A 23,913-nucleotide genomic window follows, 5' to 3' on the forward strand; every position below is an offset into this window, starting at 1 on the left:
AAATTATTTGTATTTAAATCGCTTTATTTCAGTTAAGTAGCTAATAAAATCGGCAAAAGGATCATTTTTGTAAGATTATACTTTCATTTATTTAACTATTATTTTCTTGTTGGTAATAGCATTTTCAGAAAATACTTTTACAATATAAACTCCAGAACGTACCGGACGCATTTCCCGCACGGTTTCCATTTCTGTTGGTATATCTTCGAATTGTTGTATAATTTTTCCAGCCATATCGAAGATCATTACCCTGGAGATTTCCAGTAGATCAGGATTGTTGATCTTAACCTGGTTTTTGAAGGTGCTGTAGCTTATATCAAAAAGTCCGTCTACGACAGGTAAATCCTCGGGATTATCAAGTTCCGGTTTAAAGAAAACAATTTCAAAGCGATCTTTTATTTCACCGCCTTCAGCTGTACCTACGTAGGCCTGCTTTCTTATATTATGAATAGTATCCAGAGTTTTATCTTTAAGATAAACAGGTTTTTTAACCGGCCAGTTTTCGGTGCTATCGATCTGGATTGAAAACTCTCCTTTTTCTTTTAATTTAATAGCGAGAGGGAGAACCTGTTCCTGATCAAAATTGCCCACGGCCTGGATCACATATGGATAATCTTTAATCAACCAGTACATATCTTCTAAATTGTCCTCAATTAAAGGCGCATCATAGCCTAGATCAAAATTATTGGAAGTAAGTGGATCTTCAGTTACAAGAATCTGACGGTGATAACCGGAGGGGGAATTATATTTTAATCTGATTTTAGGTCTTGAATCCGTTTCAACATTAGACTTTGATTTTGAGCTTTTTTCTGGTGATAGAAAAACAGAGGGATCACCTTTTTCTGTAGCATAAATTCTCTGACTGTTTTTAAAAGTAAAGCTTCCACCGTCTATAGTAATCCCTGCATCGGTCATTGCATCATCCTGGGTGCTGTTGATAAAAAAGCCCTGAGCTACCGGTATGTACTGCATTGGTTCCTTTCCTCCAGTTTGATTATTTGCATTAATACGTTCATCAACTGAAATGGCTTCGGTTCCACCTGCTAAGGTGAAAGTGGCGTACCCTCCAATATACTCTTCAAGGATGTGTGTTTTATTGGCAAAATGATCCCAAAAATAAACTACACCGTTAAAAGCATTCCAATCACTTTGTCCTCCTGCAACATTTTCCAGATTATCTTTAATGAATTGTTTAGCATCTATGGCTGAGGGATATGGATTACCAATTAGGTAATTTTGACCTTTTCCTATTGAAAGTGTGATATCCCCATTATGAGGTTTTCCTTTAAAGACGTAGTTCTGTGGTGTATCTATTTCAACTGTTCCATCGGTTCCCTTCATGGAATATCCTGAGCCGGTAGGAGTGCTTCCGTCTGAGCCTAAATAAGTCCAATCACCGTAGGTGTCAGCTGTTCCTCCAATAAAATTCCAGATCCATTCGTTGCTGATGGTTATATTAGGCGATGTAACAGGTCCGTCTGCCACATAATAGCCATCCTTGAAATCTATTCCTTTTGGATTAGCTGAGTTTGTACCGTCTAAAAGTACCTCACCTACCGCATAATCTGCATTATTCGAGGCTCCCTGTGCGCTAACAGGACTTGACCAGTAATTATAATTAAAACTGCTCATTCTTCCCTGTTGGTCTCTTTCTAACCAGCCTCCACTACTTTCATCAAGAATGCTTCCTTCATCCTGGAGCAACTGGGATTCGCCTACCAGATCCATATTACCGTTAAGTAATAAATAATGAGTAACCCGAATGAACTGTCCACTATTGGTTTCATCCATCGCACTGCCGGGATTTGCAACGGTTAACACCGTACCGGGAGTCTCCTCTTTTAATCCTAAAACGGTTATATTCTTGGCATCTGATGAAATATTATTGAAAGTTCTTACAATATTCCAGTCAATAAAAGTGCTATTATCTATTCCTTTTGCATTAGGAATATCCCAGACGTCAGGTCTTAGCCAGGTATTTATTTCTGTCCATTTTCCATCATTCGCAGAAAGATAAGGAAGCGGCGCCGTGTTTTGCTGATCAGTTTCCATGTTATGGAGAATTCCAGGAATGGAATTAGTCGCTAAATCTGGAGTTTGACCATTTTGTGGCATCAGTGCTGCATCGAAAGTAATCGGACTTCCTGGAAGGGGATCGGGATTTGAAGAAATGAGTCTGTAATACCCTGCAAGATCAGAATAAGTCAATCCTCCCGGAACAGGCATAGGAATTTCCACTCCCATATTAGCAGCATTTTGCAGGTGTTGGTTCATCATAAATCGTATCTGATCCTGGGTCAAATCTGTTTTCCAAATTCGTACCTCCTCAATCCAGCCGGAGTAATAATTTTCAGGCTCTTTTGTTGAAGCATTCCATCTTGCACCAATTAAGGTTTTGGTTTCTCCTACTCCGGAAATTGAGTTTGAACTTTGAGAAATTCCGTCAATATAAAGTGTACCGCTACTTGTATATGCTATATGATACCACCTGCCATTTGTTTGAATGGAGGAGGGAAGGTCATTCATTTTTATTTCAAATCCGGGACCGGCAATAATTGTTCCTGTAGAAGCTTCAGGACGAATCCATGCCTCTATACTATAGCTGCTGCCGGTATAATTTGTTCCAAGATCTACATAATCATCCACTCCGTCAAAATCAAGAGTAGTGCAATCAACAAAATCAAAAGTAACATCTGTGTAAGTAACGGGACAGGTGTCGGGACTTTCAGGATCTTTTGTCACTTCCCAACGCAAGGTATAAGTACCATCTATCGGAGGTAAAAAGGTCGCATTTGGATCATTCACTGCAGCTAAAGATGTGTCAGAATTCTGGAAGTTATCTGGAGAAAATGTGTATCCTGCGGGACCTGAAATTACATTCCAAGCCAGAGTAGATGCATCATCTTCCGGGAAACTGGTAAGATTTCCTTCCTGATTAGCTCCCGTTAAGGTTCCGGTTAAATTTACGGTGGCATCCCCACAGCTTCCTACTACTGCCGCAGCAGTGGTAGTATAACTGTCATAAACATATACTGATATAGTCTCGAAATTTTCTACATCAGTACAGGTATTACCATTAGAATCCAAAATTATTTTTGTACGAATTTCAAAAGTGTTCCAGCCTATTTGGGTGGGAGTGTACATTTCAGTATTGCTGTTTCCGATGTATACCGGATTGTCGGGATCGGTATAATCATTCCATTCCATGGTAACATCCTGAGGGCCATCTGGAATGGTGATTTCATCCAAAGCCCAAACATCACCATCTCTTACTCCTTTAAAATGGAAACGAATTCTCAAATTAGTATAACCTACATAATCTCCGAGATCAATCTCAATTTTATTTTCTGGGCGGGTATCAGGTGTTCCATCCCCAAACTTATCCTCATTGCCGCTTTTTAAAGGCCCCGTTCTGGTATAAAGAGAAGTATAATTTCCACCTCCATTAGTAGAAATTTCAACGGCGATAGACGCGCCTGAGGTAAGGTTATAAGCCTGATCAAAAGTAAGAATAGCCTGGTCCATATCAGTTATTCCAAATACAGGTGTTTCAAGGGTTGCCTGGTTATTACCAGAAATAATCGCAAAACCTTTATTTCCGTCATTATCAACACTGGAATCCCATCGTGTAAGACCGGCGCTGTTTGTGCTTATATTTGCCGTGATAAAGTCATGAGGCACCGTTCTTAGCCACAAATCTGGACGAATATTATCTGCACTGCTATCAAAATTCAGATCTTTAGTGCTTCCATCTCGTCTCACTCTCCAACCAAAATTAGCTATAGAAGAATTGTCAAAATTTCCACCATCGAATTCACCAAAACTATTGCCATAGCCGGTTTCTGAAGTTAGGGTAACCTGCTCTCCAAAACAGACTTTTTCCGGGTTAACAGTAACAGGACTTGGTTTTATATCTGATGGGATGATACTAATAATTGCTGTTTTGGAATAAGCATTGGGAGTACAGGCACCACTTTCTATTTCCACTCTGAAAACCGTAGATTCTGAAAGATTTAAGGTTTCAATATCTGATCCTGTGAGGGTGGGTTCGGTAAAATTAGGAATGGTATTCCAGGTAGTGGTTGAGCTGCCATGATATTCCCAGGCAACAATATCACCTTCAGAACCAGTGAGGTTTAGATCAATAGCATATCCAGGCGCCGGATTTTCACAGATCATGAAAACCCTTTCTCCATTGGCAAAATTTAATTCTCCTCCAACAGGTACAGGATCTACTCCAACCGTATGTTCGGCAGAATAGGCTTCCTCGCAAACGCCTCTGGTAAGCACTGCCCTAAAAGTAGTGGCTTTGGTAAGATTTAAACTGCTAAAATCATAAGTGGTGAGTCCCGCTGAATTTGGCAGGGCTGTCCAGGCGCTGGTAGTACTGTCCATATATTCCCAACGATCAATTGTTCCTTCGTGGCCAGAAAGCGTAATTGAACCGCCGGTATTATTTTCGCAAACACTTGGAGGTCCTTCAAGTGTTCCGCCCTCAGGTTTTGGATCTACGGTAATTGTAAATTCAGAAGTGTTAGTGCAGCCTTTATCATTTGTTCCTGTAACCTGGTAAACAATTTCTCCAGAGACATTCGGAGTCACTGTTATTTCAGAGGTCGTTCCAATTTCTATTCCGTCAAGCTTCCAGCTATAGGAAGTGGCTCCTGTTGCCTGAAGGCTTGTAGAATTTCCTAAACAAATTTCAGAATCTGAACCTGAAACTACGGAAATCTGGATATTTGGGAGCTCATTGATATTCACTTCAACTTTTGTACGATCGCTTTCACATCCATTTTCAAAGGTTTGGCTTATCCAATATGAAATCAACTTTACTTGATTTGTAGGTGGGACGGGTGCACTTATAGAATTTCCACCGGTAGCTGCGTCATACCAATTTATTGTAGCACCATTAGCCGGTGTTATTGACAAGGCATCAACCACTTCTTCATTATGACAGAAATCATATGTTATAGTTTGAGTGGAAACTGGATCTGGTTTGTCTAAAACAGTAACTTTTAATTCTGCTGGATCACTTTCGCAGCTGTTAGGATTCTTCTGTGTTACCCAATACGATGTTACACCAGGTTCACCGGTTTCAGGAGTAATATCAGTGCCTAAATATACCAGATTGCCATCTGCATCCTTATTATACCACAGCAATGAGTTTCCATCTTCGGCAGTGGCAGTTAAGGCGGCTGCACTTGAATTTAAGCAATATTCTAAATCTGTAGTTGCGGGAGCGGAAGGTCTTGCATTCACCCTGAAAGTAAATGTTTTTGAAGTAGCTTCAGGACAGGTGAAATAATCGGGACCGTCTATTGCAACCGCATAGACACCAGAATCATCTGTGGTGATATTTTCAATGGTCAAAGTGCCGGAATATACTCCATCCGTTCCGGTAGGACCAGTTTCTGTCATTGTGTATTTGCCAGATGTTTGTGAAATAGGATTTCCATCTTTGATCCATGTGAAAGTGAGGGCAGCCCCGTTAGCATGAGCTTCGTACTCAAAAGACAAAGTGTCAAAATCTTCTTCACAAATAGTTTTATCTTCAACAGGTTTTGTAATAATAATATTTTCATCAACGTTCAAGGTAACGGGATCAGATGTAATCGCACCGCAAATTCCATTACTGCTACTTACTACTACGTGATATTCGCCTGCATCAGTTGAGGTTGCATTGTTGAAATGTAACTTAGGGTTGGTCTCACCATTTAATTGAATGAAATTGCCTGAGCCATCATTTTTATACCACTGGTATTTTAAATTATCTCCGGATGCAATTACTTCAAAATCGGCTGGTTCACTGGAGCATATTCCATAATTTTCTGGTTGAGTAGTGATTTTTACTTGTTCAAAAATCTCAATTTCGGTTGTAGCTATCACCTCCGAGCAGCCATTTGAAGACGTTACAGTATAAGTTATGGTATGGGAACCAACAGAACTGTTTGATGGGTTGATATTTCCATTAGCGTCAATAGCCAATCCATCAGTACTGGTAAAAGTGCCTCCTTCATAAGCTCCCTTGGTTCCAGAATAAATGACCGAATAGTCATTATTATCCGAATTGCAAAAAGTATTTGGAGAATAACTAATTTCAACCTGAGGAAGTTGCGTGATTTGAACTTCTGTTGTAGTGACAAATGTTTCACATGAGCCAGAAGAAACAGTGTATTTAACCGTATAGGTTCCCAGGCTACTATTTGCTGGATTGATTTCACCGGAATCTGTATCGAGATCTAATCCGCCTGGAGTTGATGAAAAAGTGCCGCCCTCATAATTACCTACTCCATTGGTAAATGAAACGGCTTTTAAGGAATTGTCTGAGTTACAGAAAGGCGATCCATAAGAAATTTCGACTGAGGGAGAGGCATTAATAACAACCGTAGTAGTAGCCGTTGCAGTTTCACATCCTTCCGGAGTGTCGTAGTTAACTGTATAGGTGCCGGGGTCACTGCTTCCGGGTATAATTTCACCGGTTGTTGCATTCAATACTAAACCTGCAGGAGAAGAATAAAAGTTACCTCCTTGATATTCTCCTGTCCCGTTTAATTCAACATTTACTGAACCGGCTTGAGATGAGCAAAATTCTCCTGTATAGGATATGGAAGCCGTAGGATCAGGTTTGATAATTAACTGTCCGGTTTGAGTTGCCTGAACACAACTTCCTGCTGTGGTAACAGTATAGTCGAAAGTTCCCGATTCTGTTGGTTTTCCTGATAAAGTAAAGATTCCGTTACTGAAGTTTCCACTTATCCCTGCAGGTAAGCCTGTTGCTGAAGCACCTGTACCCGGACTTGTAATTGTAAATGCAATAGCACCAAGTGCCGTATTTATACAAATTTCCTGATCCTTATTTGAAGGAGAATTAATGGTGGGGTCAGGATTGACGGTAATAGTACCTGTTTGGGTTGTATTTACACAATTACCTGTGGTTGTAACCGTATAGTTAAAGATTCCTGCTTCGGTTGGTGTTCCGATAATTTTAAAGTTTCCGGCACTGAAATTTCCGTTTAATCCTGCTGGCAAACCTGCAACACTAACATTGGTTACGGAGGTATTTGTGGTAAAAGAAATTTCGCTAATGGCAGTATTAATGCAAATTTCCTGATTTTTATTGGCAGGGTCATTAATTGTTTGATTCGGGTTTACCGTAATAGTACCGGTTTGAGAAGTTTGTTGACTTGAGCAACTCCCTGTGGTGTTAACTTTATAATTAAAAGTCCCGGCCTGTGTAGGTGTGCCACTAATGGTAAATACACCAGAAGAAAATGAACCTGTAACACCAGTTGGTAATCCTGTGACAGAAGCACCGGTTCCGGCATTTGCAATATTGAAATTAATAGCTGCAATTGCATTATTAATACAGACTGTCTGATTTTTATTTGACGGGTCTGAGATTGTGGCATCCTTTAAAACAGTAATAACCATTTGGTCTTCTTTTGGACCACAGGAACCGGCAGGATCTATAGAGGTTATTTTGATGGTTATTGTACCTCCACTATTGCTAATAGAGCTGGGTAAAGTGTAAGTTCCAGTAAGATTACCTCCTCCATTAGAAAAAGTTCCACCAGAAACACTAGCGCTCCACGACCAATCTTTAGATTTGGTAATTACTCCACCTATTTCCCCAGCTAACTGGATGGAAGTAGTGCCTTTACACACAGTTTGGTCAGGTCCTGCATTAACATAAACCACTGTACCGGTTGATATTGATTCTGAAACGAATTGGGATGAATCTCCACATTCATTATGTGCGGTTACTTTCACAGTACCTGGCTGGGCATTTGAGGTTGCAGTGACTGTAACCATATTTGTTCCATCTCCGGAGGTTATATTCCAGCCACTGGGAAAAATCCAGGAATAAGAAGTTGCACCTGTTACTGGCTGTACCTTATATATTAAACCTGAGACAACTGGACATACCGCAGTTGGATTATAGGAAGGATCAGAATTGTCGAAAGCAGGAGTAATTCCTGTAATATCCGAGTCTACCTGAATAGAAATTTCATTACTTTCTGCTGTAGGTGTTGCAAGACAGTCAGCGTTTGAAGTCATAATTACCTTGACCTTCTGGCCAGTTGTTAGACTATTTGTAGTAAATGTATTTCTATTTGTACCAACGTTAGAGTCATTAACCTGCCATTGATAAGATGGAGATGCGCCGCCATTTGTAGCGGAAGCAGTAAAAGTAATAGAGCTTCCAGAACAAATAATATTATTATTGTCATCAGAACTAATTGAAACTGATGGAGTTAAATTAGGATTTACATTTACGGTGATTACATTGCTGGTTGCTGTAGGAGTTGCCAGGCAGGTTTCATTTGAAGTCATTATCACGCTAATACTCTGACCATCGGTGAGGGCATCAGTAGTGAAAGTGCTACTGTTAGAGCCAGCATTTGAACCATTAACTTTCCATTGATAAGAAGGGCTGGATCCACCATTGATTGGTGTGGCTGTAAAAGTTATACTATTACCGGCGCAGATATCCGAATCACTTGCCTCGATTGTAACTTCTGGAGTGAGATTGTCGTTTACTGTAGTTGATATAGAGTTGCTGGTTACGGTAGCCTGGGTAACACAAGTTTCACTTGAGGTCATTTCAACGCTAACGTTTTGACCGTTAGTTAAGCTGTTTGTTGAAAAGGTAGCACTATTAGTTCCGGCATTGGCGTCGTCTATTTTCCATTGATAAGATGGAGAGTTACCTCCATTGGTTGGTGTAGCAGTAAAAGTTACCGTAGTTCCTTCGCAAATCTCATTGTCTGTTTCCGAAGATGATATCGAGACCGAAGGAGTTAGGTTTTGATTAATAGTGATTAAACCATTTAAGCTGGATGAATCACCGCAAGTGCCTGTAGCGTGAATTGTAAAATTATGGGTACCTACTTGCGAACTAGAACCGCTGATGGTAAAAAGTCCTCCGGAAATACTTCCTGATATTCCGGATGGCAGTCCGGTTACCATGGCATCAGTTCCGGTTTCTCCTATGTCATAAATAATATCATCAATAGCTTCATCCTGGCAAACTTCCTGAGTGCTATTACCAGAATTAAGGTTAATGGTAGCATTTTTATTTACAGTAATAGTACCAGATTCTGAATTTTGTCCGCATGGCCCTGTCGTAGTGACGGAATAATTAAAAACACCAGTCTGTGTAGGTGTACCACTTATGGTGAAACTGCCACTGTTATAATTACCAGATACTCCTGAGGGAAGACCGGTTACCGTTGCCCCAGTTCCGCTCCCGCCAATTGTATAAATAATAGGATCTAAAGCTTTGTTAATACATACCTCTTTGTCTTTATAACCAGAAGGAGTAATACTGGCGTTGTCTTTCACTGTAACGGTGATGGTTTTTTCAGCGGTGGCCGAAGTGACACATTTAAGGCTACTTGTCAAGACAACTTTTATAGTATTAGAGCCGGCAGGCAATGTCGATAATGAAAAGGTATTCGAAGCAGAGTTTTGAGCAGGTGAACTATTTGAATTTACATACCAGGTGTAAGTAGGATTGGACCCGCCACTGGTATTGGAAGCTGTAAATGTTATATTTTGATCAACACATTTTGTATTCGGTGAAGAAGAAATACTTACGGTTGGCGTACGGCTCGCATTTACCGTCATAGTATAAGGGTTGCTCGATATAGAACAACTTGAATCATCCTCTGACGTGATAATTACTTTAACTTTATCTCCATTAATTAGGGATGAAGTATTGTACTGGTTACTATCTGTTCCGGTATCACTATCATTAATCTGCCATTGATAATGGAGTTTAGTGCCTCCGGAAGCATTAGCAGTAAAAGTTACTGAAGTATTTTCGCAAATTGTGTTTCCTTCACTAGAAGAGATAGAAACAGAAGTAGGACATGCCTGCCCCCAAATTGTTAATGGAAGAAGTATTAAAGCCAGAAAAGGAAATAGTAGTAAATTTTTCCCCATATCAGCAGGGTTTATAATTTATCAATCAATCATTTTTGGGGTAATCTAGCGGGGCGAACTAGTAAAAAGGGTCTGTTATTTGTTCACTAAATGCTCTGGGTAAGCATATTAGTTCATAAATGTATATAGAAATAGGGAAAATGATTTATTTAATCGTTCAATGGCTGAATTATTCGATGAAGCTACCTCTTTAGAGCTCGTAGGTTTTCAGAATCAGTTAATTATAAAAAAACCGCCGGAATTTCCGGCGGTTTAAAAGTATTGAATCTGTTTTTATTTCTTATTCACCCATAAACGGATAACGATAATCTGTAGGGGCATCATAAGTTTCCTTGATGAGTCGAGGTGAAACCCAACGCAATAAATTCAGTTTGGAACCTGCTTTATCATTGGTTCCGCTTGCTCTGGCACCTCCAAAAGGCTGTTGCCCGACCACCGCTCCTGTAGGCTTGTCGTTTAAATAGAAATTACCCGCGGCATTCTGCAGAATTTTAGTGGCTTTGCTTAGCTCGTAGCGATCCCCAGAGAAAACTGCTCCCGTGAGTCCGTAGATACTTGTTTCATCAACCAGGTGAAGGGTTTTTTCCCAATCGGCATCTTTATAAACATAAATGGTAACTACAGGTCCAAAAAGCTCTGTTTCCATAGTGGTATAGTGCGGATCGGAAGTTAAAATTACGGTAGGCTCTATAAAATAACCTTTCGATTTATCGTAATTTCCGCCAATGATAACTTCGGCTTTCTTATCTTTTTTAGCCTGATCTATATATTTTGCCAGTTTATCAAAAGCACCTTCATGGATTACAGCAGTGACAAAATTGGTCATATCTTCAGGAGATCCCATTTTGATACTCTCCAGGTCTTTCGCTACTAACTCCTTAATTCTTGGCCAAAGGCTTTCAGGTAAATAAACTCTCGAGGCGGCACTGCATTTTTGTCCCTGGAACTCAAAAGCTCCTCTTGAGATAGCGGTCGCGATCTGTTCGGGATTAGCTGAAGGATGCGCAACAATAAAATCCTTACCTCCTGTTTCTCCAACAATGCGGGGATAGGTTTTATATTTCTGAATGTTATTTCCAATTTTTTGCCAGATACTTTTGAACACAGTGGTACTTCCGGTAAAATGAATTCCGGCGAAATCAGGACTGGCAAGAATGGTATCAGTGATCATTTCAGGATCTCCCATTACCATATTGATAACTCCATCAGGTACTCCTGCTTCTTTAAAAACTTCCATGATAATTTTAGCCGAAAAGACCTGGCTGTCACTGGGCTTCCAAACTGCAACATTTCCCATCAGGGCTGCGCTGGAAGGAAGGTTTCCGGCAATCGCCGTAAAATTGAAAGGAGTAATGGCATAGACAAATCCTTCTAAAGGTCGATATTCCACACGGTTCCAGGCTCCTTCTGAAGATTCTGGTTGTTCTTCATAGATCTGTGACATATATTCCACATTAAAGCGTAGAAAATCGCAAAGTTCACAGGCTGAGTCAATTTCTGCCTGAAAAACTGTTTTTGATTGTCCTATCATGGTCGCGGCATTGATCCTAGAACGATACTTACCGGCGATAAGGTCTGCAGCTTTAAGAAAAACCGCGGCTCTTTGTTCCCATTCCAGATCGGCCCAGGCTGATCTCGCTTTTAAAGCGCTGTCTATAGCCTGTTGAACATGTTTCTTCTTTGCTTTGTGGTATACTCCAAGATTATGCTGATGATCGTGCGGAGGGTGCATGGTTGCGGTATCGCCCGTCTTCACTTCTTCAGAGCCGATATAAAGCGGCACCTCCATTTTAGAATTGTACAGGTCTTTGTAGGTGAGTAATACCTCTTCTCTTTCGGGGGTTCCTGGCGCGTAACTTTTAATAGGTTCATTAACTGCGATAGGGACATGAAAAAATCCTTTTCCCATAATATATTTTTACTTTTTTCTATGTTTTTAATTCCGCTAAAGGTAAAAAAATTAAGTGGTTTAAAAGAACTGGAGGCCGGTCTTCACGAAAGCTTAACTTTTTTCGTAATTTTCGGGAAAATTGAATAAAATTCCATGTGTACGATTAGCCTTGTTCCTCATCCCGATTCTTTTTCCGGCTTTATTCTTACTTCCAACAGGGACGAGGTGGTAAGTCGAAAAACGAAACCTCCGGAAACAAGAATTTTCCATAAAACAAAAATGTATTTCCCCAGGGATGCTCAGGCAGGAGGAACATGGATAGGAGTTAGTGAAAATAAACGATGTGTTTGCCTTATGAATGGCGCAGAAAAACCTCATCAAAGAAAATCGTATTACCGAAAAAGCCGTGGCCTGGTGGTGAAAGATTTCCTGGCGGCTGAAAAACTGAAGCCGCTTTTTGAAAAATATGATCTTCAGGATATTGAAGCTTTTACCATGATCATCGTTGAATGGCAAAACGGACTGGTTTTTTACGAATTTATCTGGGATGAAAACCGTAAAAAAATAACCAAGCTTCCATTAAAGGAGCATATATGGTCATCTTCTCCTTTATATAATGAACAAATGAAAGCGCAACGACAAAAATGGTTTCAGCAGTGGAAAGAAACTAAAGGACTTTCTTCTGAAAGCCTGCTTGAATTTCATCAGAAGGGGGGAGAGGGAAATAAAGAAACCGATTTGATCATAGACCGCGGATTTTTAAAAACTCAAAGTATAAGTCAGGTTAAAAATACTTCTGACGGCTTGAAATTCTGGTACAAAGATCTCGCTACCAGTAAAGTTTCAGAAAAATATCTTCAATTCAACGCGTAAGGTGCGCTTAATTTAAAGGATGGGATTTTTACCTTGAATTTTTTGGTGGAGGTGAAGTTAACCATATTGTAATATCCGCTCATGGAGCCAAAAGGAGCTGTTAGTAGGCAACCGCTTTGGTATGTATGGCTTTCCCCGGGTTTTAAAACCGGTTTTTGGCCAATTACGCCTTCACCTTCTATGGTTTCAGTTTTATTAAGAGCATCTTTTATTTTCCAGAAACGCGATTTAAGTTGCACGGAGTCATTACTTTGATTCTCGATGGTTATGCGGTATCCAAAAGCAAAATGCATTCTATAATTTTTATAGAACATGCCTTCAAAGTGAGTCTCTACAGAGATCTTTATACCACGTGTAACTTGCTGAATCATATTAATATATAGAAAAGGAAGCCAGTAATGAAACTGCGATTGCCGCCATGGCTAAAGTAAAGAATATTACGTTTAAAATTAAAAATTTTAGAACCGTTTTAACACGGTTTTGTTGGTAAAAATTCCGCATTGATTTATAAAGGTAAAATGCGAAGAGGAAATTTGCGGTAATAATTCCCCAGTTTTTACCAATGATGAGGTCAATTAGTAAGCCAAATATATAAAGGACGAAAAGGGTAGTTTGTACATGAAAGGCAAAAACCAGATGTTCCATATAATTAAAGGGCCTTCTTACATAAAGTAGCCAGATAAACAGTGCGAAAACCGGTAGATAGAAGAAAATTATAAAAGGTAATTTGCTTATAAAATAATCGATAAAGAGTCTTGGATTGTTTTTAAAAATTCCAGCGTCAACCGCTTTTTTGTATAGCCAGTTATTGTAATTGTTATGATCGTGCCCCAGGCTGTCAAGGGCCCGCTGGGAATTGTAGATGCCGGTTTCATCCTGATATTCGTAATATAAGGTAAACCTCTTGCTAATGGCATCTAACATACTCATCTTGTTCAGGTCATTTTCACTTATCATATCGTCCTTATAGGTTTTTTTTGATAAGCTGTCCGGACGAATACTTTCAAGGCCAACTTCAGGGGAGGTGATGATCTTATTAATACTGTCTACCGCGACCTCTGGCGGAATGGGAGGAACTTCCTCTCCTTTGAGGTTTTGAAGATCTTTATCCTGGGGCCCGAATTCAGAATTTCCAATATCTACACTGTAATTAAAGATCAAAAAGAAAATGATCGAAGCGCTAAGGTAAAACCGAAAGGGATTAGCGTATCTTACTCGTTTTCCCTGTATATAATCTCTTGAAATTTTACCGGGTTTGAACATTAGAACTCGCAGGGTACGGTTAAACCTTGAGTCATAGGCGAAAAGACTGGAAAAGAATTCATTAAAAAAATCGTCAAATTTGAGCTTTTTGGCGCTGTTCATTTGCCCGCACCTTGGACAAAAACGCTGGGTAAGCTCAAGGGGATGGCCGCAATTAAGACACTCGTTTCCCCTGTATTTCATTAATGAACGCCTGACCTTCATTTTTTAAAGATTAGTTGGTAATTATTCTGGAATCAGCCGATCCTACTCCTATTAATCGGTCGTAACGAGCTCCCGGACTTCGGTAATAGACAAGAATGGAATACAAGTTTTCCGTTTCATCAAAATTGCCGCAAATAAATCCATCATCAATAGTTCCATCAGGATCTACCAGTACATATTTGTAATTATAGTATCCCTGCTTGAAAAGCCTCGCCGTTTCATAAAGACCTGTCTCCTCATTATAATGCAGTAAGGTGCTGTTATCGATCTCAAAATTATTAAATCCGCCGTAAATATGTATCTGAGAATTTCCAATTATATCATTATTTTTCAGGCTGAAATGAACCCAGACATATTCGGCTTCAATTTCTGAATTTTTCCCCTGGAGATTTCGTATAACGAACCCGCCATTGATATCAGGGTTATAGGTGTAGGGGATATCATTTCGGGTATAATCTGGGTACAGGTAATGATGATAAAGTTCCAGAAGGTCAACTGAAGCAATATCGGCTGTAGTCGCTCTAAGATCTTTATCGTTAAACTGAAAATATTCATTTCCGCCCCAGAATGCCGATTCCTGGTCGTATTTATAAATAAGTTCGCTGCCAATGATATATTGCGGTTTGAGATCTTTAATAGCAGATTTCAGATTATTATTCTGCATCACCAAAGTCTTTACATTCTTTTCAGGATTTATAAGAACAAGATCAGGCGAATTGACACTGAAGTTTATCACCTGTTTTTCATTGATAAACCTAAGATCGCGTGATCTCTTTACTTCAGCCTGAACCTTTACAATGGGCTCATAAACCATGAACTTCCTGGAAAAGACAAGTTCACGGTTGCTATTAAAAACACTAAGCATATAATTTCCAGAAACTTTTAAACCTTTAGTATTCGAATTGGGAATCTTCAATTCGTAGTGGGTGTAAGGCTGCAACGTGTTGTAAGCATTGGTGTACTGGGTTATGCGAACATCGTCAAAACCTTCCATAAATTCATTTTTACTAAGATCGGAAGGTGTCCAGTCAAAATTAAAATGTTCTATGCTGTAGTAATAATCGGCTTCGTCGCCAATAATATCATCAAAGCTCAGCTGGAAAATCGCGCCCAGGGGAAGGATCGGGTTTCCGGAAAATTCGTTATTTCCGCCCTCAAATTTAATGGTGCGAATAAAGTTTGGAGGAGCTTTTTCTATTCCGGTCTGGCTAAAGGCCGTTAAACTACTGCATATAAAAAGCAAAAAAAACAGGGATATTTTCATAAAAACAGATAATGTACAAAGTTAGAAGAAATTAAGATTTTTCCTGCATCTTATTTTAACAGTCGTAGCCAGTAAAATTCTTACAAATCTTGGGATAAATGGAGTGGAATTTCATAAATTTGCACGACTTTAAACTAAAAATTTTAACATACACTCCATCCTATGTCAAAAGACATTCGAATTAGAAGAGGATTGACTCTGCGATTAGAAGGGGAGGCGGAAAAGGAGCTGGTCCAGGCTCCAAGATCGAAAACTTTTGCGATTAAACCGCCAGATTTTCACTCAGTTGTACCGAAAATGGTTGTAAAAGAAGGCGCAAAACTTCTTGCAGGTGATGAAATTTTCTATTCAAAATATACTGGGGAAGTCCGCTTTACCTCACCTGTTAGTGGGGTTATTAAAGAAATTAAACGCGGAGAGAAGAGAAGGATTCTTGAAGTGATCATCGAAGCCGATGCTGAAAATTCTTACCGTGATTTTGGTAAAATGGATGCTTCTACCGCTGATGCAAAAGACGTAAAACAACGAATTCTGGATAGCGGTTGTGGTGCATTCATTAATCAGCGTCCATACGATATCATTGCCGATCCCAAAGATACTCCCAAAGCAATATTTATTTCGGCGGTGACGACAGCCCCGCTTGCAGGCGATAAGGGATTTATCATAAAAGATAAAATAGCCGCCTTCCAGGAAGGTGTGTATGCGCTTCAGAAATTAACGCCCGGGAAAGTTCATCTTTGTGTAGATGATAATTCTGCTCAGTACCTGAAAGATATAAAAGGCGTTGAGATCCATCATGTAAAAGGACCTCATCCAGCCGGTAATGTTGGGGTTCAAATTCATAAAATTGACCCTATTAACCAGGGAGAACGTGTTTGGACTGTGGGAGTTGAGGATCTTGCCATTATTGGGAATGTGTTTTTAACGGGCCAATACCGCGCTGAAAGAACTATTGCGCTGGTAGGTAGCGAAGCTGAAAACCGAAAATATTACACAACTTTTATTGGCGCCAATGTTACCGATATTATTGGTAAGGAAGTTTCAGAAGAAGTGCGAATTATTTCGGGAGATGTTTTAACCGGCACACAACTTTCAAACAACCAGTATGTTGGTTTTTTTGATAACGAAGTAAGTCTTATTCCGGAAGGTAATAAATTCCGAATGTTCGGATGGTTACCTTTCACCTATAATAATATACACTCAAATTCAAGAACTTCGCTGGCGTGGTTGTTTCCTAATAAAAAATATAACCCCACTACCAATATGAACGGTGAGGAGCGAGCTTTAGTGGTGACGGGCGAAATGGAAGAGGTTTTGCCTATGGATATTTACCCTATGCAGCTCATAAAAGCCTGTATGGCGGGGAATATTGAAAAAATGGAAAATCTTGGAATCTACGAGGTAGCGCCAGAAGATTTCGCGGCCGTTGAATATACCAACACTTCTAAATTGGAAATTCAGGAAGTGATTCGCCTGGGCCTTGACTTAATGATTACCGAAGTAGGTTAAAAGCTGAAGAATATGGAATGGATTAGACAAAGATTAGATAAACTAAAAACTCCCTTCGAAAAAGGGAATAAATACGAGAAATTTGCGCCCGCATTCAACGCGCTGGACACTTTCTTGTTCACTCCTAATCATGTAACAAAAAAAGGAGCTCACATTCGTGATGCGGTAGATCTTAAAAGAACAATGATCACCGTGGTGATCGCCCTGATCCCTGCACTTATTTTTGGTATGTGGAATGGAGGTTACCAATATTATATTCAAACCGGTGAAGCCTTTACTTTTTGGGATGCTTTTCTTTTAGGGGCTTCTAAAATTGTCCCGATGATCATAGTTTCTTATGTGGTGGGACTGGGAATTGAATTCGCCTTTGCCATCTGGCGCGGACACGAAGTAAACGAAGGTTACCTAGTTACCGGATTACTTATCCCTATGATCATGCCTATTGATATGCCGCTTTGGATGGTGGCAGTGTCTGTAGTTTTTGCCGTGGTAATTGGGAAAGAGGCCTTTGGAGGTACTGGTATGAATATTTTAAACCCGGCGCTTACCGCAAGGGCTTTCGCTTTTTTTGCGTATCCTACTTATATGTCGGGTAACGTTTGGGTGACAGGAGCGCAAAGCGTGGACGGAATTTCAGGTGAAACGATTCTGGGTACCCTTGCACAGGGAAATCAGGTTGCTTACAATACCATGGATATGTTCAACGGATTTATTCCGGGTTCAGTGGCAGAAACTTCTGCTTTGTGTATCCTTATAGGAGCTTTGATTCTTATTATTACAGGTGTGGGTAGCTGGCGAATTATTGTTAGCGGATTTATTGGTGCTGCAATCATGGCCCTTATTTTTAATTCGCTTCCGGCCTTTGGCGTGGAAGGAAATAACCTTACTAATTTCCCCTGGTATAATCACCTTTTCATAGGAGGACTCGCTTTTGGTATTGTCTTCATGGCTACCGATCCGGTATCGGCGGCACAGACTATGAAAGGAAAGTGGATCTATGGATTCCTGATTGGATTCTTCTCGATCATGATCAGGATCTTTAACCCTGCATATCCTGAAGGAGTAATGCTGGGAATCTTATTGATGAACGTATTTGCTCCGACCATAGATCATTATGTGATCCAGTCGAGTATCAAACGCAGAAAGAAACGAGTAAAAACTTCTGCCGCGCAGGTAGAAACAGCAGTATAATGTTATGGAAGAAAAACCAGTAAATAAAACAAACAGTAACGGTTACACTTTTATGTTTGCGGTGATCATGGTGGTTGTGGTAGCCAGTGTTCTGGCATTTACTGCTACCAGCCTTCAGCCAATTCAGAATGTAAATGTGCGTGAAGAAAAGATGCAGAATATTCTTGCCACGGTGGGAGTGGATTCTGTAGAAGTTGATGGAGTGCCTACCTTCCTTTCCCGGGAAATGGTGCAGGAATATTATGATAAATTCATTACCCAATCCCTTGCTTTAAGAGCTGACGGAAGCGTCGATGAATCGGTAAATGCATTTAAAGTTGACCTTGCAAAGGAACTTGGTAAACCAGTGGAGGAACAGATCTATCCTTTATATATAGCTAATATTAAAGGTGAAAAGTATTATGTAATTCCATTGAGAGGAAAAGGACTGTGGGATGCCATCTGGGGCTATATTGCTCTTAAAGACGATTTAAATACCGTTAAAGGAGCGGTTTTCGATCACAAAGGAGAAACTCCCGGACTTGGTGCTGAAATTACCAAGGTATGGTTCCAGCATAGATTCGAAAATGAACGTGTTTTTGATGATGAAGGAAATCTCGTGGGCGTTTCTGCAGTAAAAGGAAGCCTGGGAAATTCTAATAAGGAAGATAATCGTGTAGACGCTATCTCTGGTGCTACAATTACCAGTAAAGGAGTGTCTAACATGATCTCTGAAAGATTGAAACATTATCTCCCTTATTTTAAGAAGCAAGAAGGATTTAAAGTTGCAATTCAGTAATTATGAATACAGATAGAAAACTTACTTCCGAAGAAAAGGAAGCCAAAAAGAAAGAAATGATAATGTTCCTCTCCAGTTCAGAAGAGAAAGAACATTTCCTTTCCAAGCAGAACAGAAAATTAATATCCGATCCGTTAAACGATAACAACCCGATTACTGTACAGGTATTAGGTATTTGTTCGGCACTCGCGATCACGGTTCAATTAGAACCTGCCATCGTTATGGCCGTGGCCGTTATCGCCGTGGTTGCCTTTTCGAACGTGATCATTTCCCTTTTGAGGAATATGATACCCAACCGTATCAGGATCATCGTTCAACTGGTAGTGGTAGCATCCCTGGTAATTCTTGTAGACCAGATCCTGAAGGCCTATGCTTATGATGTAAGTAAGCAGCTTTCGGTTTTCGTGGGGCTTATTATTACCAACTGTATCGTGATGGGACGTTTGGAAGCATTTGCTCTGGGTAACGGAGCATGGAAATCTTTCCTTGACGGAATTGGAAACGGTGCAGGATATGGTCTTATTTTGATCATCGTGGCGTTTTTCCGTGAATTGCTTGGCTCAGGAAAACTTTTTGGATATGAAGTGCTGGGACATCGTGCTGCTACCGTAGCCGATTCAACCGGGCTTTATTCCATTGGATATGAAAACAACGGTTTAATGCTGCTTTCACCCATGGCCCTTATCATTGTAGGGATTATTATTTGGGTACAGAGATCTCGTAACCGTAAACTGATTGAAGAAAACTAGAAGCTCAACAGCTAAAAACAATAAAAAATGGATTTAGTAAATCTTTTTGTAAGAAGTATTTTCATAGAGAATATGATATTCGCCTACTTCCTGGGAATGTGTTCCTACCTGGCGGTATCGAAAACAGTAAAAACAGCTGTTGGTCTTGGAGCTGCGGTAATTTTTGTTCTATTTATCACAGTTCCTATAAACTACCTGCTGGACACTTATCTTTTGCGTCCCGGTGCCCTTCAATGGCTCGGCCCGCAATTTGCCGATGTTGACCTGAGCTTTCTGAGCTTTATTATGTTTATCGCGGTTATTGCATCTATGGTACAGCTGGTAGAGATGGTTGTTGAAAAATTCGCACCTGCCTTATATGGTGCCTTAGGTATCTTCCTGCCACTTATCGCAGTTAACTGTGCAATTCTTGGTGGTTCGCTTTTCATGCAGCAAAAAGACTTTTCAGGAATTTCTGAAGCCATTACCTATGGACTTGGAAGTGGGGTTGGATGGTTCCTGGCGATTCTGGCTATCTCAGCGATCAGGGAAAAAATTGCCTATTCAAATGTACCTGCACCCCTAAAAGGTCTGGGAATCACTTTTATTATAACCGGACTCATGGCCCTCGGGTTTATGAGCTTCATGGGAATTAAATTATAGCCGAAAAGAAAGATTATGATAGTAATTATTGCAAGCGTAGTAGTTTTCTTAGCACTTATTCTATTATTGGTGGGTATTCTCCTTAGCGCCAAGGCAAAACTCGTTCCTTCGGGGCCGGTGACCATCAATATAAATAATGAAAAAGATATCGAAGTAGGTTCCGGTGGAACTTTGCTTTCCACTTTAGGAGAGAACAAACTTTTTCTACCTTCTGCCTGTGGTGGAGGTGGAACCTGCATCCAGTGTAAATGTATCGTAAAAGAAGGCGGTGGAGCCATACTTCCCACCGAGGAGCCAAACTTTACACGTAAAGAAATTGCCGACGGCTGGAGACTTGGCTGCCAGGTTAAGGTGAAGCAGGATATGAAGATTCAGATTCCTGAAGAAGTTTTCGGAATCAAGAAATGGCAAGCTACCGTGGTAAGAAATTATAACGTCGCTTCTTTTATCAAGGAATTTGTGGTGGAGATTCCTGAAGATATGGATTATAAGGCCGGTGGATATATTCAAATTGAAGTTCCGCGTTGTGAGGTGAAATTTGAAGATATTGATATTACCGCGCATCCGGATGAACATCCCGGTGACCCGATGAAATTCAAGGCAGAATGGGATAAATTCAAATTATGGCCATTGGTGATGAAAAATCCTGAAACGGTTGAAAGAGCCTACTCAATGGCTTCTTATCCTGCTGAAGGTCGCCAGATCATGCTTAATGTACGTATTGCCACACCACCCTGGGATCGCGCGAAAGACGGCTGGATGGATGTGAATCCCGGTATAGCTTCTTCCTATATTTTCAGCCTGAAAAAAGGAGATAAGTGTACCATTTCAGGACCTTATGGTGAATTCTTCATCAATGAATCTGATTCTGAAATGCTGTATGTTGGAGGTGGAGCAGGAATGGCCCCAATGAGATCGCATCTATATCATCTTTTCAGAACCCTTAAAACCGGAAGGAAAGTGACTTACTGGTATGGTGGGCGTTCCAAAAGAGAATTGTTCTATACAGAGCACTTTAGAGCTTTGGAAAGGGATTTCCCTAACTTTAAATTTTATCTCGCTCTTTCTGAACCTCAGGAAGAGGATAACTGGAAGGTAAAAACCAGCCTTGATGATGAAGGAGATGGCTTTGTAGGATTTATTCACCAGGTGGTAATCGATAATTACCTGTCTCATCATGAAGAGCCGGAGGAAATTGAATTATATTTCTGCGGACCTCCATTGATGAACAAAGCTGTTCAAAAAATGGGTGAGGATTTTGGAATTCCGCCTGAAAATATCCGATTTGATGATTTCGGAGGATAATTTTACAATCCCGCCAGCAGGCGGGATTTTTTATTCCAGGTATTTGGAACTATGCGAATTATTGAATTCAGTTTAAGTTTAGCTTCTTTATAAGATAATTTAAAACTCCTTCTTTTTATCTTTGACTCATGCCAAAACTGAATAAACAGGAACTGCATAATCTTGCCATGAACATTGTGGGTAAGGAACTTGAAGACAAAGGATATGAATTTCTTGGAGTGAACAGCGAATTGAAAAAGAATCCTCAATTTGTGGCGCTGAAAGACAAAAAACTTCATTTTGTAGTGGTGCGTGCCATTGAGTATCCCGATGACCCAGGTGCTTTCGACCCCTCTTTTCTTAAAGATATAAAAGAACATGCAGCTAAATTCAATGCTAAAACTTTTTATGCCGGCGTAGGCCTTGCAAATTCTTCTGATTATGAGAAGCCTATTTCAAGCGATGAAGATTATGTGGTGAATTATTCCGGCTGGCAGGAAATCTAAATTAAAATCAATTTAACTAAAAAGAAACCTGGTATGCTGAATCGTTTTTTCTTAATATTCATTTTTTTCGGATTCATTTCCTGTAATGATCAGGAAAAGGAAAGCCACATGTTACAGGGTGAAGCTTTAGGGACCACTTATTCCATACGTTATTTTTCTGATAAGGACTTTGACTTCGAAAAGGGATTGGATAGCATTTATGAGTCTATAAACTCTTCCATGAGCACCTACCGAACCAGCTCTGATATTTCAAAAATTAACCGTGGCGACACCACTGTAAGAGTTGATGAAAATTTCCGAAAGGTTTTCGAAGCTTCCGGAAAAATCTATAAAGAGAGTAATGGATTTTTTGATCCTACCGTCGGGGAATTAGTGAATGCCTACGGTTTTGGTCCCGGAAAACAGTTAAGGGAACTCGACAGTATTACCCTGGATTCTTTGAGAGGCCTGGTGGGACTCGATAAAGTGAGCATCGATAAAAATAATAAGATCTCGAAAGAAGATCCTCGGGTTTACCTTGATTTTAATGCCATCGCGAAAGGTTATACCATAGATGTTATTGGGCAATATCTCGATAGTGAAGGCGTGGAAAATTATCTTATTGAACTGGGTGGTGAACTCTTAGCGAAAGGGGAAAATCTTGAAAGGGGGTCAGAATGGATTGTAGGTATAGATGATCCCATGCAGGAAGCCGCTAAAAGGGAATTAAAGGCTATGGTTAAACTTAAAAATAATGCCATGGCTACCTCAGGGAATTATCGGAAATTCAGGGTGGATAGCATTACCGGGCAGAAATTTGTGCATACCATTAATCCTCTTTCCGGTAAAGCGGAAAGGAGCAATTTGCTAAGTGCATCGGTAATTACAGATAAATGCATGATCGCTGATGGCTATGCGACCACATTCATGGCTATGGGCCTTGAACGTTCAAAAGAGATGTTAAAACGACTTAAAAACGTAGACGTTTATTTGGTATATTCTTCTGAAGATGGGGAGGTAAACACTTATATCACACCCGGATTTCAAAAATTACTTCTGGAATGATTATTTATAGCAAACAGGAATAATCTCGCCTTTTGCAAGACGGTATCGATCGATTTCTTCGGCGGTTAATTGGGAAGAATAATCTACTTCCTCTACTTTAAAGCCAACACTTCTCAGGATGTTGAAATAGTCCCTTCCATAAATTCGAACATGATCGTACTGGCCAAAGATTTCTGCTCTTTGCCGCGCATCTGTGATCGAATCATCCTGAAAGGTTTTTTCTCTCTTAAGATCCTGCGGGATTTGAAGAATAGCCGTACCACCGGGTTTTAAAATGCGGTAAAGTTCCTGCATGGCCTTCCGGTCATCGGGAATATGCTCCAGTACGTGATTGCATAAAATGAAATCGAAGCTGTTATCTTCAAAAGGCAGATCACAGATATCCGCTTTGACATCTGCCAAAGGCGAATTGAGATCGGTTGTGGTATAATCGAGGTTCTTCTGATTTCTGAAACGTTTGTAAAAAGCCTGTTCCGGTGCGAAATGAAGTACTTTTAAGCGTTTGCTGAAGAATTCGGTTTCCCGTTTGAGATAAAGCCAAAGAAGCCTGTGCCTTTCCAAAGAAAGACTCGATGGAGAAAGCACATTCTCCCGTTGCTTTTCATAACCATAAGGTAAAAACTTTCTAAAACTATTCCCGTCGATAGGATCGGTATAACGGTCACCTTTTAAATAATACTTCAAAAAAGGTTTAATAAGATAACTTAATCTTATAAGTACCGGCCTTGGGATCCTGTTGAGCGCCAGTTTAGAAAGATTCCCCATGT

Annotated in this window: 15 protein-coding genes; 9 read left to right on the plus strand and 6 right to left on the minus strand. The window is 40.1% G+C overall.

What is annotated here, in order from left to right:
• Positions 1 to 87: 87 nt before the first annotated feature.
• Both C7S20_RS09815 and pruA read right to left on the minus strand, forming a co-directional pair.
• The gene (locus C7S20_RS09815) at positions 88 to 9,948 is read right to left on the minus strand and encodes an Ig-like domain-containing protein (RefSeq protein WP_107012314.1); all 9,861 of its coding nucleotides are present in this window, start codon (positions 9,946 to 9,948) and stop codon (positions 88 to 90) included.
• A gap of 280 nt (positions 9,949 to 10,228) precedes the next feature.
• Positions 10,229 to 11,857 carry an L-glutamate gamma-semialdehyde dehydrogenase gene (pruA, locus tag C7S20_RS09820; protein ID WP_107012315.1) on the minus strand — a complete coding sequence of 543 codons (1,629 nt, stop codon included), beginning with the start codon at positions 11,855 to 11,857 and terminating at the stop codon, positions 10,229 to 10,231.
• Between the two features lie 135 nt (positions 11,858 to 11,992).
• Between pruA and C7S20_RS09825 the strand changes: the two genes are divergently transcribed.
• Positions 11,993 to 12,712, plus strand: a complete 720-nt coding sequence (locus C7S20_RS09825; protein WP_107012316.1) for an NRDE family protein — start codon at positions 11,993 to 11,995, stop codon at positions 12,710 to 12,712.
• Here C7S20_RS09825 and apaG read toward each other — a convergent pair.
• The 3 genes from apaG to C7S20_RS09840 are packed head-to-tail and all read right to left on the minus strand — an operon-like array spanning position 12,697 to position 15,443.
• Entirely contained in the window at positions 12,697 to 13,083 is a 387-nt protein-coding gene (apaG, locus tag C7S20_RS09830; RefSeq protein ID WP_107012317.1) for a Co2+/Mg2+ efflux protein ApaG, read from the minus strand. The genes C7S20_RS09825 and apaG overlap by 16 nt on opposite strands.
• 1 nt (position 13,084) lies before the next feature.
• Complete coding sequence (locus C7S20_RS09835) at positions 13,085 to 14,158, minus strand: DUF3667 domain-containing protein (RefSeq protein WP_227009147.1); 1,074 nt, start codon at positions 14,156 to 14,158, stop codon at positions 13,085 to 13,087.
• A gap of 31 nt (positions 14,159 to 14,189) precedes the next feature.
• On the minus strand, positions 14,190 to 15,443 hold the full coding sequence (locus tag C7S20_RS09840; RefSeq protein WP_107012319.1) for a type IX secretion system plug protein: 1,254 nt from the start codon (positions 15,441 to 15,443) through the stop codon (positions 14,190 to 14,192).
• Between the two features lie 162 nt (positions 15,444 to 15,605).
• On the opposite strand from C7S20_RS09840, the gene C7S20_RS09845 reads away from it, so the two are divergent.
• The 8 genes from C7S20_RS09845 to C7S20_RS09880 all read left to right on the plus strand — a co-directional run bounded on the left by C7S20_RS09845 (position 15,606) and on the right by C7S20_RS09880 (position 23,146).
• Positions 15,606 to 16,952, plus strand: a complete 1,347-nt coding sequence (locus tag C7S20_RS09845; protein WP_107012320.1) for a Na(+)-translocating NADH-quinone reductase subunit A — start codon at positions 15,606 to 15,608, stop codon at positions 16,950 to 16,952.
• Between the two features lie 12 nt (positions 16,953 to 16,964).
• On the plus strand, positions 16,965 to 18,143 hold the full coding sequence (locus C7S20_RS09850; protein ID WP_107012321.1) for an NADH:ubiquinone reductase (Na(+)-transporting) subunit B: 1,179 nt from the start codon (positions 16,965 to 16,967) through the stop codon (positions 18,141 to 18,143).
• 4 nt (positions 18,144 to 18,147) lie between these two features.
• A complete protein-coding gene (locus tag C7S20_RS09855; protein WP_107012322.1) occupies positions 18,148 to 18,921 on the plus strand; it encodes a Na(+)-translocating NADH-quinone reductase subunit C in 774 nt (257 codons plus the stop codon).
• Between the two features lie 2 nt (positions 18,922 to 18,923).
• On the plus strand, positions 18,924 to 19,670 hold the full coding sequence (locus C7S20_RS09860) for an NADH:ubiquinone reductase (Na(+)-transporting) subunit D (RefSeq protein WP_107012323.1): 747 nt from the start codon (positions 18,924 to 18,926) through the stop codon (positions 19,668 to 19,670).
• Between the two features lie 27 nt (positions 19,671 to 19,697).
• Entirely contained in the window at positions 19,698 to 20,312 is a 615-nt protein-coding gene (nqrE, locus tag C7S20_RS09865; RefSeq protein WP_107012324.1) for an NADH:ubiquinone reductase (Na(+)-transporting) subunit E, read from the plus strand.
• Between the two features lie 15 nt (positions 20,313 to 20,327).
• Positions 20,328 to 21,617: an NADH:ubiquinone reductase (Na(+)-transporting) subunit F gene (gene nqrF, locus C7S20_RS09870; RefSeq protein WP_107012325.1), complete on the plus strand. Its 1,290-nt coding sequence runs from the start codon at positions 20,328 to 20,330 to the stop codon at positions 21,615 to 21,617.
• Between the two features lie 128 nt (positions 21,618 to 21,745).
• A complete protein-coding gene (locus tag C7S20_RS09875) occupies positions 21,746 to 22,102 on the plus strand; it encodes a Na(+)-translocating NADH-quinone reductase subunit F (RefSeq protein WP_107012326.1) in 357 nt (118 codons plus the stop codon).
• A gap of 33 nt (positions 22,103 to 22,135) precedes the next feature.
• Complete coding sequence (locus C7S20_RS09880) at positions 22,136 to 23,146, plus strand: FAD:protein FMN transferase (protein WP_107012327.1); 1,011 nt, start codon at positions 22,136 to 22,138, stop codon at positions 23,144 to 23,146.
• Here C7S20_RS09880 and C7S20_RS09885 read toward each other — a convergent pair whose 3' ends face one another.
• On the minus strand, positions 23,147 to 23,911 hold the full coding sequence (locus C7S20_RS09885; protein WP_107012328.1) for a class I SAM-dependent methyltransferase: 765 nt from the start codon (positions 23,909 to 23,911) through the stop codon (positions 23,147 to 23,149).
• Positions 23,912 to 23,913: the final 2 nt, after the last annotated feature.

Source organism: Christiangramia fulva (genome assembly GCF_003024155.1).
Taxonomy (GTDB): Bacteria; Bacteroidota; Bacteroidia; order Flavobacteriales; family Flavobacteriaceae; genus Christiangramia; species Christiangramia fulva.